General features: G+C 60.5%; 13 protein-coding genes and 1 pseudogene. 6 read left to right on the forward strand and 8 right to left on the reverse strand.

The window, feature by feature from the left end; translation table 11 throughout:
* From G5358_RS05560 to G5358_RS05585, 6 genes and pseudogenes are all read left to right on the forward strand, one after another.
* Window positions 1-252 (forward strand): annotated as a pseudogene (locus G5358_RS05560) (Rne/Rng family ribonuclease); the annotation flags it as partial.
* The gene (locus G5358_RS05565; RefSeq protein WP_421323772.1) at window positions 253-4146 is read left to right on the forward strand and encodes a YhdP family protein; all 3894 of its coding nucleotides are present in this window, start codon (window positions 253-255) and stop codon (window positions 4144-4146) included. It abuts the pseudogene before it with no gap.
* 34 nt (window positions 4147-4180) lie between these two features.
* The gene (locus G5358_RS05570; RefSeq protein WP_042052565.1) at window positions 4181-4501 is read left to right on the forward strand and encodes a Dabb family protein; all 321 of its coding nucleotides are present in this window, start codon (window positions 4181-4183) and stop codon (window positions 4499-4501) included.
* Between the two features lie 25 nt (window positions 4502-4526).
* Entirely contained in the window at window positions 4527-5360 is an 834-nt protein-coding gene (locus G5358_RS05575) for a carbon-nitrogen hydrolase family protein (RefSeq protein WP_421323773.1), read from the forward strand.
* A 133-nt stretch (window positions 5361-5493) separates the two neighbouring features.
* Window positions 5494-6942 (forward strand): metalloprotease TldD, encoded by a 1449-nt coding sequence (gene tldD, locus G5358_RS05580; RefSeq protein WP_005348653.1) that lies wholly within the window; start codon window positions 5494-5496, stop codon window positions 6940-6942.
* 32 nt (window positions 6943-6974) lie between these two features.
* Window positions 6975-7838 carry an SIS domain-containing protein gene (locus tag G5358_RS05585; protein ID WP_108588468.1) on the forward strand — a complete coding sequence of 288 codons (864 nt, stop codon included), beginning with the start codon at window positions 6975-6977 and terminating at the stop codon, window positions 7836-7838.
* Between the two features lie 68 nt (window positions 7839-7906).
* Here G5358_RS05585 and G5358_RS05590 read toward each other — a convergent pair whose 3' ends face one another.
* The 8 genes from G5358_RS05590 to G5358_RS05625 form a co-directional block, all read right to left on the reverse strand.
* The gene (locus tag G5358_RS05590) at window positions 7907-8542 is read right to left on the reverse strand and encodes a DUF2057 family protein (protein WP_421323774.1); all 636 of its coding nucleotides are present in this window, start codon (window positions 8540-8542) and stop codon (window positions 7907-7909) included.
* Window positions 8543-8583: 41 nt separating this feature from the next.
* Window positions 8584-9657 (reverse strand): porin, encoded by a 1074-nt coding sequence (locus G5358_RS05595; protein WP_227341512.1) that lies wholly within the window; start codon window positions 9655-9657, stop codon window positions 8584-8586.
* 102 nt (window positions 9658-9759) lie between these two features.
* The gene (murP, locus tag G5358_RS05600) at window positions 9760-11214 is read right to left on the reverse strand and encodes a PTS N-acetylmuramic acid transporter subunit IIBC (RefSeq protein ID WP_041234056.1); all 1455 of its coding nucleotides are present in this window, start codon (window positions 11212-11214) and stop codon (window positions 9760-9762) included.
* A 96-nt stretch (window positions 11215-11310) separates the two neighbouring features.
* Window positions 11311-12207 (reverse strand): N-acetylmuramic acid 6-phosphate etherase, encoded by an 897-nt coding sequence (murQ, locus tag G5358_RS05605; RefSeq protein ID WP_227341511.1) that lies wholly within the window; start codon window positions 12205-12207, stop codon window positions 11311-11313.
* 262 nt (window positions 12208-12469) lie between these two features.
* Window positions 12470-12673, reverse strand: a complete 204-nt coding sequence (locus G5358_RS05610) for a hypothetical protein (RefSeq protein ID WP_041209699.1) — start codon at window positions 12671-12673, stop codon at window positions 12470-12472.
* A 181-nt stretch (window positions 12674-12854) separates the two neighbouring features.
* On the reverse strand, window positions 12855-13058 hold the full coding sequence (locus G5358_RS05615) for a hypothetical protein (protein ID WP_216952760.1): 204 nt from the start codon (window positions 13056-13058) through the stop codon (window positions 12855-12857).
* A 159-nt stretch (window positions 13059-13217) separates the two neighbouring features.
* Window positions 13218-13940 carry a MarC family NAAT transporter gene (locus G5358_RS05620; protein ID WP_151287145.1) on the reverse strand — a complete coding sequence of 241 codons (723 nt, stop codon included), beginning with the start codon at window positions 13938-13940 and terminating at the stop codon, window positions 13218-13220.
* Window positions 13941-14084: 144 nt separating this feature from the next.
* Window positions 14085-15404: an MFS transporter gene (locus G5358_RS05625; RefSeq protein WP_151287144.1), complete on the reverse strand. Its 1320-nt coding sequence runs from the start codon at window positions 15402-15404 to the stop codon at window positions 14085-14087.
* Window positions 15405-15448: the final 44 nt, after the last annotated feature.

Genomic DNA, 15448 nt, shown 5'->3' on the forward strand with positions numbered 1-15448 from the left:
GAGTGCAAGGGGCGTGGCCGGGTCAAGACGGTGGAGTCGGTCTGCTTCGAGATCCTGCGGGAGATCATCCGGGTCAATCGCGCCTACGATGCGGATCAGTTCACCGTCTACGCCGCGCCTGCGGTGGCCGATTATCTCCATGGCGAGGAGTCCCACAGTCTGGCGGAGCTGGAAGTATTCATCGGCAAGCAGGTGCGGGTGGTGAGCGAACCCCTCTGTGGTCAGGAGCAGTTCGACGTGGTGATGATGTAATTGGTCTATCGCTGGCTGAGTCGGGGCTGGTTGGCCCTGGGGGTTCTGTTCGTACTGCTGGCCATGCTGGTCACGCTGGTACGGGTCGGAGGCCCTTTGCTGAATCAGTACCGGGAGAGCCTTATCAACTCTCTGCTCGGCGATTCGCAAATCAAGGTCAGCGTTGATCAGATTGGGCTGAGCTGGACACAGTCCGGCCCGGCCCTCGAGCTGCAACACCTCGCCGTCGCCCCCGACTCCAGGCGCTATACCATCAAGCTCGGCAAGGCCTGGGTTCATCTCGACTTCTGGCGCACCCTCAACCAGCTCAAGCCGGTCTTTGGCGAGCTGATCCTGAGCGATGGCGATATCACCCTCGATTTCAGTCAGCCGGCTGACGACAGCCCATCCGGCGATCCCCAGCAGGGAGCCCTGCTGCGCTTTCTGCTGACCCAGCTCTCCACCTTTGATGTGCACGATACCCACCTCAGCGTCACCACGGCGCTCGGCGATATGCGGGCACTCGATATCGCCCATCTGCGCTGGCAGAATCGTGGCAAGCGCCATCAGGGGGTCGGTAAGGCCTATCTCATCAACGGGGTAGGCGAGAGCACCCTGGACCTGATACTCGATGTAGATACGCCACAAGATCGGCTCGATCGCCTCAAGGGGCAGCTCTATCTGGGTGCCCGCCAGCTCGATATTACCCCGACCCTCGCCAGGCTCCATGCTGGTGAACCCAAGGTGGCCGGGCAGCTCGATTTCCAGCTCTGGAGCGAGTTTGACAGCGGCAAGCTGGGCAATACCCTACTGGCCTTTGGCAACAACTACCTGATCTGGAAGGATCCCAAGAAAGGGGAGATGCACCGTTTCGGCCTCGATGGCGGCAAGGTTCAGCTACGCCGCGATGGTGAAAACTGGCAACTGGCCAGCCATGGCGTCACCTTCAAGCTGGATGGTAAACCCTGGCTGCACAGCCGGTTGCAGCTGGAGCGGATCGGTGAGCGGGTGCAGGGCTATGTGCCGCAGATCGATCTCGACCAGCTTGCCCAGCTGAGCCAGCTGGTCTCCGCGATTTATCCTGCCCAGAGCGAGCTGCTCAAGCAGACCAAACCCAAGGGCAAGCTGACAGATTTGACCCTGCAGGCGGATGCCGGGTGGCAGGATATATCCCTCAGCGGCGAGATCGTCAATGTGAGCCTCAATGCCTGGCACGACGTGCCCGGGATGCAGGATCTCAACGGTGAATTCTGGCTCACCCCCAAGGGGGGCAGCGCCAGAGTGGCGCTGGCAAACGACAAAGTGGATCCCGCCCGTCACTTCAAGATGCCGATCCCGGTCGACAACTTCTCGGCCCGCCTCGACTGGTGGCGCGAGGAACAGGGCTGGGTGCTGTACGGGCAGGATATCGCGCTGGATAACCCGGATCTGACCCTGTCCAGCCGTTTCCGCCTCGATCTGTTCGAGCACCCTTTCCTCGCCCTGACCGGTCGCATCGATGTGAAGAATGCGGGCCATGCGGATCGCTACTTCCCGCTGCAGGCGATGGACAAGGGGCTGGTGGATTACCTGAGCGGCGCCATCAAGGGGGGCAAGGCCAAGGGGGCCGACCTGCTCTGGTATGGGGAGTTTCGGGATTTCCCTTATGAGAAAGGTGATGGCATCTTCCAGGTGGCGGTGCCGCTGGAGCGGGCCACCTACGAGTTCTTCCCTGGTTGGCAACCGCTCACCGACCTGCAGATCGATCTCTTGTTCCAGAATGCCGGCCTCGATATGCGCAGCCGCTCCACCCGACTTGGCAAGGCGAGCTCCGACTCGGTGCATGCCTGGATCCCGGATCTCTCCCCAGGCGCCCACCTCTATGTGGATGCCAAGGTGCAGGGGGAGGGTAAGGCCATCAGCGACTACCTGCAGGACTCCCCGCTGGGCAGTTCGGTGGGACAGGCGCTGCGGGAGATCGAGATCCGTGGCCCGATGGCAGGATCGGTCAAGCTCGATATTCCTCTCGATGGCGAGAGCGAGGTGAAGGCGAGTGGCGATGCCACCTTCAGCAACAACAAGGTGCGGGTCGCCAGTCTGGATCTGCCGCTGGAGAAGGTGCAGGGGCGCCTCGAGTATGACAACCAGCAGACCCGTTTCAGCAACCTCAAGGCGAGCCTGTGGAACCAGCCGCTGACCCTCGACTATCAGGGGCGCCAGCATCCGGATCACTATCAGGTCGACCTCGATTTCAAGGGGCAATGGGATAGCCGCCGCCAACCCGCCGCCATCTCTTCGTACGGTATCCTCAACGGCCGCAGCAACTGGGGCGGCAAGCTCGAGTTGATCTTGCCCGAGAGCAAGCCGTTCAGCTTCCAGCTGGCGCTCGACTCCAACCTGCAGGGGATGGGGCTGGATCTGCCGCTGCCGCTGGCCAAGAGCAGCGCCAGCCGGCTGCCGCTCAAGGTGATCGCCCGTGGCCGGGATGGCAGCGCCGACATTCGCGCCGTGCTGGGGGCTGATGTGGATATGCAGACCCGGCTGGTCTACGGCGAGGGGGTGCCTTATCTCAGTCGGGTGCGGGTTGATATAGGCCAACCGGGTGCCCGGGTAATGCGCGATGCCCCCATGTTGCTTGCCATCAACCAGCAGGAGGCCGATGTGGGCGGCTGGCTGGCGCGACTCAAGCAATGGCTGCCAGCGCAGAACCAGACCGGTAATGCGGTAGTCGGCCCTGCCTTCCTGCCACAGGAGTGGTGGGTGGATGGGCAGCTGGCCCGTGCCTATATCGGCAGTGCCACCCTCAAGGCGGCGCGTTTCACCGTGGGACCGACCAATCAGGCGACCGAAGTGATGATCGATAGCCCCGATGTGATGGGGGTGATCCGCCTGCCCGCAGTGGCCAACCGTCCGGTGGATGCCAAGTTTGCCCGCATCTACTGGTCCGGCAAGAGTTCGGATCTCAGCCCGGATCCCGATGCGAAGCAGGATAACGCCATCATGGCTTCGATCCCCTGGCTGACATTCAGCTGTGTCGATTGCCGCTTTGGCGAGTTGCCGCTTGGCGAAGTGAAAGGCGAGCTGCTGCCGGGCGCCAACAAGGTGACTCTCAAGGGGCTGGATATGCGGTTGGCAGGCAGTCAGCTTGCCGGCAGCGTCGACTGGCTGGCCGATGGCAACCGGATGGAGACGCGGGCCCGTGGCAAGCTGACCAGTAACAACAGCGAGCTGCTGCTCAAGCGGCTCGGCTACACCTCGCCCATCGGTGATGCCCCCGGCTCCCTCGCCTTTGATCTCAACTGGCAGGATGTGCCCTATCGCCCGAGTCTGCCGACTCTGGGGGGGAGTGCCAACTATCAGCTGGAGGGCGGCACCCTGCGCGAGGTCAACGACAAGGGGGCGCGGCTGCTCTCTCTGCTCAGTCTCGACTCCCTGCTGCGCAAGCTTCGGCTCGATTTTCGCGATGTGTTCGACAAGGGCTTCTACTTCGAATCCATGTCTGCTTCTGCCACCATCAAGCAGGGGCTGGTCAGCAACGATGATTTCTATATGAAGGGGGCGGCAGGCAACCTGCGCGGCGAGGGGATCGCCGATCTGGTGCGCTGGCGGCTCGACTACGAGCTGAGCTTCTCTCCCAATCTGGGGGGCACCCTGCCGGTGGTGGCGGCTTTCTCCATCACGCCGGTCACGGGTCTCTATGTGCTGGCCCTCTCCAAACTGCTGGAGCCGGTGGTGGATGTGGTGACCCGCATCGATTTTCGCATCTCGGGCTCGCTCGACGCACCCAAGCTGATCGAGGCGGGGCGCGATCGCGCGCGCATCAAGCTCAACCAGCAGCAGAAAGAGGCGGTAGATGCCGTTGCCCCCAGCCTGCCGACCCAAGAGGTGACCCCTTTCCTGCTGAGCCCCAAACACGCAGGGCCCGCTCAGCGCTGAACGAGCGGCCCGGCACCATCACAAGGAGTTAGCCATGATCCGACATATCCTGCTGATCGCCTTCAAGCCGGACACCCAGCCTGCCCGGGTAGATGCGGTGCGTACCGCCTTTCTCGCCATTCCCCATCAGGTCAGCGGCGTGACCGCCGTGGAGTGGGGGGAGAATGACAGCCCGGAGGGGAGGGATGATGGCTTTACCCACAGCGTGCTGATGACCTTCGCCGACGAAGCAGCCCGCCAGCGCTATCTGCCCCATCCGGATCACGATGCCCTCAAGGCCATCTTCCGCCCGGTGCTGGCGCGCATCATAGTGCTGGATTACACCCTGCAGGCAGGGGATGCTGTCACCGTCTGATGGCCCAAGCGACAAGGAGAGAGTCATGTGGTTAGCCGCAATACAGTTGGTATCTGGCCGTCACTGGCAGGATAACCGGAAGCAGATTGCCGCCGAACTGGCGGCCTTGCCCAAAGAGCGGCCGCTGCTGGTGCTGCTGCCTGAGAACTTTGCCCTGTTTGGCGAACGGCAGGGCTATCTGGATGGTGCCGAGGCAATCGGCTCCGATCCCAGCGCCGCTCTGAGCGGAGCAACGCCCATTCAGCAACAACTGGCCGAATGGGCTCGCGATTACGGTATCTGGCTGGTGGCCGGGGCTATGCCGACCACCATCTCAGGTTCCGACCATATCCACACCAGCTCGCTGGTGTTTGACCCAAGCGGTGAGCTTAGGGGCCACTACCACAAGATCCACCTGTTCGACGTGGATGTGGCGGATAATCACGGTCGCTACCGTGAGTCGGAGACCTTCAGCCCGGGGGAAGCGCCTGTGTTGGTGGACTCTCCCTTTGGTCCCCTCGGCCTCTCGATCTGTTATGATTTGCGCTTTCCCGAGCTCTACCGTCAGTTGGCCCGTGCCGGTGCCCGCGTGCTGCTGGTGCCTGCCGCCTTTACCGCCGTGACCGGCGAGGCGCACTGGGAGCCGCTGCTGCGGGCTCGCGCTATCGAAAACCAGTGCTACGTAGTCGCTGCCAATCAGGGCGGCACTCACGAGACAGGGCGCCAGACCTGGGGCCACAGCATGGTGATCGACCCCTGGGGTCGGGTGCTGGCGAGCAAAGAGTCCGGGCGCGGCACTGTGCTGGCGCAGATGGAGCCCGGGCTTATCGACGAATTGAAACGCACCATGCCAGTGCTGCAACACGCCCGTTTGCTCTGATGGTGTGGTGAAAAATTGAAACGCAGCCGTTTGCCCGTGCTGGAGCATGCCCGTTTGTTGTGATGGTGCGGCTTGTTGCCAACCCGTCGGCAAGACGATTTAAAACAGCTCGTTACGAGAGTGGAGAAAAAGATTGAGTCTATTGAGCCAGGTTAGTGCCTCCCTGTTGGCCCCGAACGACCTCGACGAAGGGCGCCTGCAGCAGTTGCTCGGCAGCCTGATGAGCCACCAGGTCGAGTTCGGCGATCTCTATTTCCAGCGCAGCTGGCACGAGTCCTGGATGCTGGAAGATGGCATTGTCAAGGATGGCAGCTACAACATCGATCAGGGGGTCGGGGTGCGCGCCGTCAGCGGCGAGAAGACCGGTTTCGCCTACTCGGACGAGCTGAGCCTGCTGGCGCTGCAACAGTCGGTGACTGCCGCCCGCGGCATCGCCGCTGCCGGTGCTCACGGCAAGGTGAAGGCATGGGCGCGCACCGAAGCGAACCTGCTCTATCCGGCCATGGATCCGCTGCAGACCCTCGACAAGCACCAGAAGATTGCCCTGCTGGAGCAGATGGACAAGTTCGCCAGGAGTCTGGATCCCGCCATCAATCAGGTGATGGCCTCCATCAGCGGCGTCTACGAAGAGGTGCTGGTGGCCGCGACCGACGGCACCCTGGCCGCCGATGTGCGTCCGCTGGTGCGTCTGTCGGTGACCGTGATCGCCGAGAAGGGCGATCGCCGCGAGCGTGGCAGTGCCGGTGGCGGTGGGCGCTTTGGTTACGACTGGTTCCTCGAACTGGACGGGCTGGAGAGCCGCGCCTTTGGCTATGTGCGTGAAGCGGTGCGTCAGGCGCTGGTCAATCTGGAAGCCATCGACGCGCCAGCCGGCACCATGCCGGTGGTGTTGGGCTCCGGCTGGCCTGGCGTGCTGCTGCACGAGGCGGTAGGTCATGGTCTGGAGGGGGATTTCAACCGCAAGGGATCTTCCGCATTTGCCGGCCGCATCGGCGAGCAGGTGGCCTCCAAGCACTGCACCATCGTCGATGATGGCACCCTGCCGGGTCGGCGCGGCTCCGTCTCCATTGATGACGAGGGGACGCCGGGCGGTTACAACGTGCTGATCGAGAACGGTATCCTCAAGGGGTATTTGCAGGACAAACAGAACGCCCGCCTGATGGGGGTACCGCTCACCGGCAACGGGCGCCGCGAATCCTACGCCGCCATGCCGATGCCGCGCATGACCAACACCTACATGCTGGCGGGTCAGTATGATCCGGCGGAGATCATCGCCTCGGTGAAGAAGGGCATTTATGCCCCCAACTTCGGCGGCGGTCAGGTGGACATCACCTCCGGCAAGTTTGTCTTCTCCGCCTCCGAGGCCTACCTCATCGAGGATGGCAAGATCACCGCTCCCATCAAGGGCGCGACCCTGATCGGCAACGGCCCCGAGGCGATGAGCCAGGTCTCCATGGTGGGCAGCGATCTTGCGCTGGATCGCGGGGTTGGCATCTGCGGCAAGGAGGGGCAGAGCGTGCCGGTCGGTGTCGGCCAACCCACCCTCAAACTGGATCAGCTCACCGTGGGTGGCACCCAGTAAGCCTCGACGCAGAACAAGAACAGAGAGAAACCATGCTTACCCTGTCGAAAATATCCAATATCAGGAGCCAGCTCTCCCCCAGCGAGCTCAAGATTGCCGATTACATCCTCTCCTGTCCGGAACAGGTGACCCACTTCTCCTCTCAGGAGCTGGCCCAGCAGGCGGAGGTGAGCCAGTCGAGCATAGTGAAGTTCACTCAGAAGATCGGGTTCAAGGGCTTCACCGCCTTCAAGCTGGCGGTCAGCGAGGATCTGGGGCGCAAGCATGCCATCAAGACCGACAATGTCGGTGATCTCTACAATGGCATCGGGCGAGACGATGATCTGGAGACCATGGCCAAGAAGCTGGCGCAGGAGAAGATCAATTCTATTATCGAGACCACACAGGCTCTCGACAGTGCTCTGCTGAAGCAGGTACTCGACACCATAGATGGCGCCGGGCGGGTACAGCTGGTGGGGATTGGCGGTTCTGCACTGACCGCCAAGGATCTCTGGTACAAGTTGCTCAAAATTGGCGTAACTACCCTGTTTGCCCAGGATAGCCATGTGCAGATCTCCATCGCCCAGACCCTGGGGCCGGGTGATGTGCAGCTGGTCATCTCCTATTCTGGCGCCAGCCGTGATGTGCTGGCGGCGGCCGAGCTGGCCAAGCGCAATGGTGCCACCCTGATTGCCGTGACTTCGTTCCGGCAAACCCAGTTGCGCCAGATGGCCGACATGGTGCTGGATACGGTGGCGGAGGAGAACGAACTGCGTATCTCTTCCATCTCCTCCCGTACCGCCCAGAACACCATTACCGACATCCTGTTCCTCGGCCTGGTGCAGCGCAGAGACGAGCGAGCCTGGGCCCTGATTGACGGTACCCGGGATGCCATCGACCGACTCAACAAGGAGTGATGCCTGCTCTCCCGCAGCATCATCCGTACAACAAAAAACCACCTGAACAGGTGGTTTTTTGTTGTCTGCTAGAGGTCAAGGGCCCAGCGGATAAAGGCTTTACGCCGCTTGGCATCGGCCGCCAGATAGAGTTCCCGCAGGGTGGCATCCGCCTGCTCCGGCGTAAGTACCAAAGCTGTATGAGCGGTAGTTGCGGCTTGTGTTGCGAAAATGGGGGTCGGACTCACTGTTGGCGTATGGCTTGCCAGCAGGGCCTGGTAATCGGTGCCCAGACTATCCTGGTTGCGTGGCAGGGCTTGTAGTGCCAGCGGTTGTGAGGTGCCCTTGTCGTCACTCAGCTGCAGGGCCGGGCTGGCGGCAAACTGGCGGATAGCCGAGGAGCTGGTCAGCACCGGGGGGGTCAGTTGCAGCGTCCCTTGTGATGGTGCTGTAAGGGTAACCAGCAGAGGAGCCGAGGTCACGCGTCCCTGGCTCTCGTTGGTGGAGCGAGGGTCACTTGGGCTGTCAAAGCGCACCAGCAGTCGGGACTCTCCCGCCGGGAGCTCAATGGTCCGGGTGAAGGCCGAGGGTTTGCCCTGTGGCGAAGCGAGCAGGGTGAGGGTATCGGCCAGCTCCAGTCGGGCTGCCGTGGCCGGTACGCTGAGCAGCAGGGCAAACAGGGGGGATAATAGTAGGGGAGAGAGCAGGGAGGATCGTGCCATCATAAGACTCCATGAAGGAGCCGGCCCGCAGGCCGGCAACCAGATCAGAATTCGTAGCGCAGGCCGAGGTGGTAGAAGCTCTCGCTGTTGCTGCTGCCACCAAAGCTGGTGATGGTGCTTCCAGCCAGACCATCTTCACCATTGCGGATCACATAGGCGCTGTAGAGGGAAGATCGCGGGGTGAGCTTGTATTGTAGCTCCAGCGTAGTATCGCGCAGTGCCATCTGGTCGCCACCCTCATTGACGAGGTGACGATAGCCTGCGCGGGCCGCCCACTTCTGGTTGATGTCATACACCGCGGTCAGTTCCCACACCTTGTCTTCACTGTCGGCACGGCCATCGCGATAGGTCACCTGATCCTTGCTATAGAGGGCGCCCAACATCAGAGGGCCGAGATAGTAGCGGGTACCGATCCCGGCGAAGCGATACTCATCGGCATTGGGATCGACCTTGCTGCCACTGCTCTGGGCGGCTTTGGTCTGCTGATACGCCACGACCGGAGCCAGTTTACCGGCATTGCCCAGATCGAAGGTGTAGCGCAGGGCGCCGTTGTAGCCGTAATCAAGATCCGAGGTGCCGTTACCAAGGATGTAGGCGAGCGAGAGATCCAGATTGCCGAGGGTGTTCTGGTACTGCAGGGTGCCATCCTGACGGAACACCTGCACGGCGGTGGAGTCCACCTTGCTGGCCTGACGAGCCATGGAGACATCAGAGGCGGCAAACACATCGCCAATATCGGTGAACATGATGAGGCCGGAAGAGACGCGCCCGCCGGTCACCTTGCCCCACTGGCCACCGTCGATCCCGGCCCAGACGTAACGGGCAGTGAGGTCGCTGCTGTTCTTCTGCACGTTGTTGGCGTATTCGGCTGCATTGACCTGATATTGCGCCATGCCGATCACTGCGACATCGTCATTGACGGTCTGGCGGGCGGTAAAGCCGATACGGCCATCGAAGTCACCCTGATCATTGCCGCTCTTCTTGTCGGAAATATTGAAGCCAAGACGGCCGTAGAGGTCGACGTTGGAGCCATCGTCAGCCTGATAGATGACGGCCGCATGAGCGGAACCTGTGCCGAGCAGTGCGGGAAGAACCAGAGCAAGCATGGATTTTTTCATTTTTTATCGTTCCTGTACGGGCTCTGTGCCAGAGCCGGGATGAGTTTGGCCATGACCCCGATTGCTCGGGGCCAGACCTTGGCTAGAAATCCGGAGGAGGGATTAACTCAGATCGACGTTCTTGCAGCCGAACATCAGGGTGAAGAGATAGCCGCCGAGGTAGGCGACGGCGAGGCCGACCGCATAGACCATCATGCCGGGGAAGATCCCCTGGGCGGAGGTCATCAGCGGCAGGGCGACGATACCGGATGGTCCAAAGACGGTGTTGAGGCCGACCGGCAGACCCAGCCAGGAGATCAGGCCAACCACGAAGCCCCCCAGCGAACCACCGCAGCAGGCCGTGATAAAGGGTTTGACCCGCGGCAGGGTGACGCCGTAGATGAGCGGCTCACCGACCCCCAGAATGCCCGGAATGATGGTGCCCTTCACCTGAGTGCGCAGTAGGGAATCCTTGCCTGCCCGGCTGTAGAGCGCCAGCGCAGCCCCTACCTGTCCGGCACCGGCCAGCGCCAGGATAGGAAACAGGGAGTTGAAGCCCTGGGCATCCATCAGCGCAAAGTAGACTGGAACGAATCCCTGGTGGATGCCGAACATCACCGAGATGAGGAACAGGCCAGCCAGAATAGCGGTACCGAACGGGTTGCCATTGAGGTTGATGAAGAGCCAGGACATGCCGTTATAGAGCTGCACGCCGAGGGGCATGATCAGGATAAAGGTGACGGCTCCCATGATCAGCAGGGTGATGCAGGAAGTGAGGATCATATCCAGACTGTCCGGCATGTAGCGGCGAACCTGGCGCTCAACTGAGGCGCCTATGATGCAGGCGATCAGCACGCCGATGATGTTGCCGCGGGGATCGATCTGATGGCCGAAGAAGTCGGTGATACCGGAGTAGATGCCGCTGCTGGCCTGAGGGTCATAACCCATGACAAACAGAGAGGCGATGATGGCACCGTTGACGCCGGAGCCACCAAACGCCTTCTGGGCGTTGTAGCCGATCAGTATGCTGAGGAAGCTGAACAATCCCTTGCTGAAGAGCTTCATGTAGCCGACAAATTCGGCCAGCATGCCCCCTGTCTGCTGTCCTTCCAGCAGCAGGGTTTGCTCGATCAGGGTGGCGCAGCCGAGCAGCAGACCCGCAGCGATAAAACCGGGGATCAGCGGTGTGAAAATGGTGGCAAACTTGGCCAGGAAGCGGTGCGCCGCACTGCTCTGTTTCTGCTTCAGCGCCTGTTTGTTGGCGGCGGCGATGTCGACAAGATCCGCTGATTGCGGGCGGGGGGCGGTGAGGATGCCCGCGTCCGCACTCAGCATGCCGTTCATCATTTCGCAGGCGGTCTGGGCCTTGCCCGGACCAAGCACTATCTGGAACTGGTTGTCGCTTTCAATCACCCCCATCACCCCGGCGATCCGTTTGATGGTATCGCGATCGGCATGCAGGCTGTCCGCCAGGCTCAGCCGCAAGCGGGTCATGCAGTGGCCACAGTTGGTGATGTTATCCCGGCCGCCGATGGCCTGGATGATCTGGCCAATCATGGAATCAGTTATTTTTGCCATAAAGAACCCGGTCAGTCTGATGTGAGGGGGCGGATGCCCCCGCTTATGTTGTTATCCTGTCGCCATTGCTGGCGCGGCCAATGTGCGGTCGGCCGATTAATCTGTGCATTTGCTGATAAAGCCGCCGCTGCTTTTCAGCCGCTCTCGTGCTTCGCTGGCGGAGATATTGGCCAGGATCATCACAATGGCGGTCTTGCAATGGTTATCTGCGGCAGCAAGAGCCTGCTCGGCCGTGCCACGATCACATTCGGTTGCTTCCATGACGATGCGCTTCTGGCGCTCCACCAGTTTGGCGTTGGTCGCCTCCACATCCACCATCAGATTGCCGTAGACCTTGCCGGTACGGATCATGGCGCCGGTCGAGAGCATATTGAGGATCAGCTTCTGGGCTGTGCCCGCTTTCATGCGGGAGGAGCCGGTCACAATCTCGGGGCCGACCACGGCGACCATGCTGATGTCGGCCGCTTTGGCGAGCGGGCTGCCCGGGTTGCAGCTGATGCTGCACACTGTGGCACCCAGGCTCCTGGCATATTGCATGGCGCCCAGCACATAGGGGGTTCGCCCGCTGGCTGCGATACCCACCAGCACGTCGTGGGCACTGAAGTGGATATTTTTAAGATCGTTGGCACCGAGTTCTGCATCGTCTTCGGCATTCTCCACCGCCTGCAGTATGGCCTTGTGGCCCCCGGCAATCAGGCCGATGACCAGCTCGGCAGAGACCCCGTAGGTGGGCGGGCATTCGCTGGCGTCCAGGATGCCGAGGCGCCCGGAGGTGCCAGCCCCGATGTAGATCAGGCGGCCGCCTTTGCCAAATGCGGCTGCAATAGCATCGACCGCCTTGGCGATCTCGGGCAGCAGTTGGCCTACAGCCACTGCAACGTGTTGATCTTCTTGATTGATGATCCGCAGCATATCCAGCGTCGGGAGCTGATCGATCTCGATGCTGGCTGGATTGCGGGTTTCGGTAATCATGCTTGATAGGTCAATGGTCATCGCTTCCTCTACTTCAGGTCGTCGCCATTCCCGGCGTAAATCATCTTTTTTGATGTTGGCCATCATGAACGATTTTTGATTTTTATTATGAGATCAGCATCGCATAATTAATTATTCCAGTTATTTTGTTTTTAAAGGAGATAAAATTCCATTAGAGGAGTATGGAGAGAAGAGGGGGTGACAGGGGGATTGGCTAGCCTGCTTGATGGGAATGCAACAAAAAGCCCCGGTCAGTAGGCCGGGGCTTGCAGAATCATCAGTGTTAATTGACCGAGATGGCGCGGGCGTCGATGAAGTAACGGGCTTTACCCTGTTTGTCGATCTGGATTTTGGCGAGCAGCCTCTCTTGCTGCCTGTGTTCCCACAGTTGTTCTATGTTGGCAAGAGCTGGATTGGCTATGCCGAGCACATTCAGGTATTCGTGAAACAGGCTATGACTGCCGATTTCGGTCAGCATCTTGGTCATATGGGCACTCTTCTGGAACAAGGGGGGCAGATACAAGATAGCCATGTCGAGCTGAATGAGTGCTGTACAAAAAACAAACAGAGCTTCTGGCAACAGCAGAGATAATGCGGGTCAGCGAGTGCGGGATCGCAGACAACAAAAAGCCCCGTTCGGTGGAGCGGGGCTGGCTGGTTATTCGGTATCAGTTGATGGATATTGCGCGAGCATCGATGAAGTAACGGGCATTGCCCTGTTTGTCGATCTGGATTTTGGCGACCAGCTGCTCCCGCTTTTTATATTCCCAGTGTTGCTCAATCTTGGCGAGGGATGGGCTCGCAATCCCAACCACGTTCAGGTACTCGTGAAACAGGCTATGGCTCCCTATTTCGGTCAGTATCTTCTCCATCTGCATACTCTCCTGAAGTTGAGTGGGTATTCATCAACAAACCTATCAGCGTCCGTCTGAATAAAGTCTGTATAAAAAACAAACTAACCCATTTTTGTGTCAATAACATGATCAGGAACAAGATCAGTGCAGATCGTCAGGGACTTTTTGATACCGTTTTCAATCAGGGCTGACGGGCTTTTGCGGCAACTGATCAAACGTGCCGGAAGCCTGCGGTAGCGCCGGTGCGGTTTGCACGGCCTGGCCGCCGTGGAAGACCGGATCCTGTGCCACTTCCTTGATGCCGTTGATGCAAAACTGCATACCCATGCAGACCAGCAGGAAGCCCATGATGCGTGTCATGGCATCGATGCCGGTGGCGCCAAGGATCTTGCAGACCGGATCCGCCAGCTTCAATACTCCCCAGCTGATCAGGCTCATCAGGGCAAACGCAGTGACCATGGCGCCATAGATGGTGAGGCGGTTGTACTCGTCAGGCAGCTCGGCAATCTGGGCTGCCCCGCTTATCACCAGCGCCATGGTGCCCGGCCCGCACATGCTGGGCATGGTGAGTGGTACGAAGGCAATGCTCTGGTTGATATCGACCCCGCTCTGCTGGCTGGGGGCGGGGAACAGCATGCGAAAGCCGATAAAGCCGATGATGAGCCCCCCGGCTAGGCGCAAACCCGGAATGGAGATACCGAACAGATCCAGAATCGAGGAGCCGATAAAGAAAGTGATGCAGAGGGTGCAGAACAGATAGATGGCCGCCATATTGACCTGACGTCGCACATGTTCGCGCGACATCCCCTTGCTCAGCCCCAGCAGCAGGGTGGCCGTGGTAGGCGGATTGACCATGGGCAGCAACGCCAGCAAAGCGAGAAATACGACCTGAAAGAACATGTTGAGCCTCGGATAGCAGGGATGAATGGGAATACCTTGATCCAGGTGGTCACCTGACTCAAGAGGGAGGCTATCTTATGCTGGCGAAACTGAACATAAGCAGTACAAAAAAGCCCCGGCAGATACCGGGGCTTGATGTTCGGTTCAGGCCGCTTGCGGCGCTTGCTGTTGCCGGATGGCCCGTTGCTGGAACCAGAGCCAGAGGCCGATGGCGAAACCCAGCACCGACAGGCTTACCACATAGTGGGAGGGGGCCAGCATGTCGCTCTTCATCCAGAGGGTCACCGCCATCGGGGTAAGGCCGCCGAAGATGGCGTAGGCCACGTTGTAGGAGAACGACAGACCTGAGAAGCGCACCACCGGCGGGAAGGCGTTGACCATCACGTAAGGCACGGCGCCGACAATCCCGACCGCAAAGCCCGCCAGCATGTAGAGCGGCACCAGCTGGCTCGTACCGGCCGCCAGACCGTGATAGAAGGCGTAGCTGGAGCCTGCCAGCAGCAGGGAGCCGAACATGAAGGTGAGACCGCTGCCCAGCAGGTCGATCAGTCGGCCATAGACGATGCAGCCGAGGGTCAGGGCAATGATCGCCAGCGAGTTGGCGGTCAGGGCGTCCGCCGGGCTGATGCCATAAACCTTCTGCAGATAGGTCGGGGTCATCAGGATCACCACCACGATACCGGCGGAGAGCAGCCAGGTGAGCAGCATGGAGACCACCACGCTGCTCTTGTGGTTGCGCAGCACCGACTTGAGGGGCAGCTCGTCAGCCAGGGTCTTGTTGGCCTTCATCTCGGCGAAAACCGGGGTCTCGTGCAACCAGCGACGCAGGTACATGGCGACGATGCCGAAGATACCGCCCAGCAGGAAGGGAACTCGCCAGCCCCAGTCACTCACTTCGGCCGGGGTCAGGCTCTTGTTGACCGCAGTGGCGATGAGGGAGCCGAGCAGGATGCCGGCCGTCAATCCCGCCGTGAGCGTGCCGCAGGCGACCCCGACCCGACGGGCAGGAACGTGCTCGGCGACAAATACCCAGGCGCCCGGCACTTCACCGCCGATGGCGGCGCCTTGCAGGATCCGCAATCCCAGCAGGGCGATGGGGGCGCCGATGCCGAGCACCGCATAGGTGGGCAGCAGACCGATCAACAGGGTCGGCAGCGCCATCATGATGATGCTGAGGGTGAACATCCGCTTGCGACCGATGAGATCGCCAAAGTGGGCCATGATGATGCCGCCAAGCGGGCGGGCCAGATAACCGGCGGCGAAGATGCCGAAGGTCTGGAACTGGCGCAGCCACTCGGGAATGTCGGCCGGGAAGAACAGCTCGCCGATGACCACGGCGAAGAAGACGAAGATGATGAAGTCGTAAAACTCCAGCGCGCCGCCGAGGGCAGCCAGGCTCAGAGTTTTGTAATCCTGTCGATTGAGGGGGCGGGCGTGATCGTGTTGTTGTGTGGTCGTGGTCATATCCGTATGTTTCCCATCGGTTTTTTTAGTTATTGTCACCCCGG

The organism is Aeromonas sp. 604176 (genome assembly GCF_049170755.1).
Taxonomy (GTDB): Bacteria; Pseudomonadota; Gammaproteobacteria; order Enterobacterales; family Aeromonadaceae; genus Aeromonas; species Aeromonas veronii_A.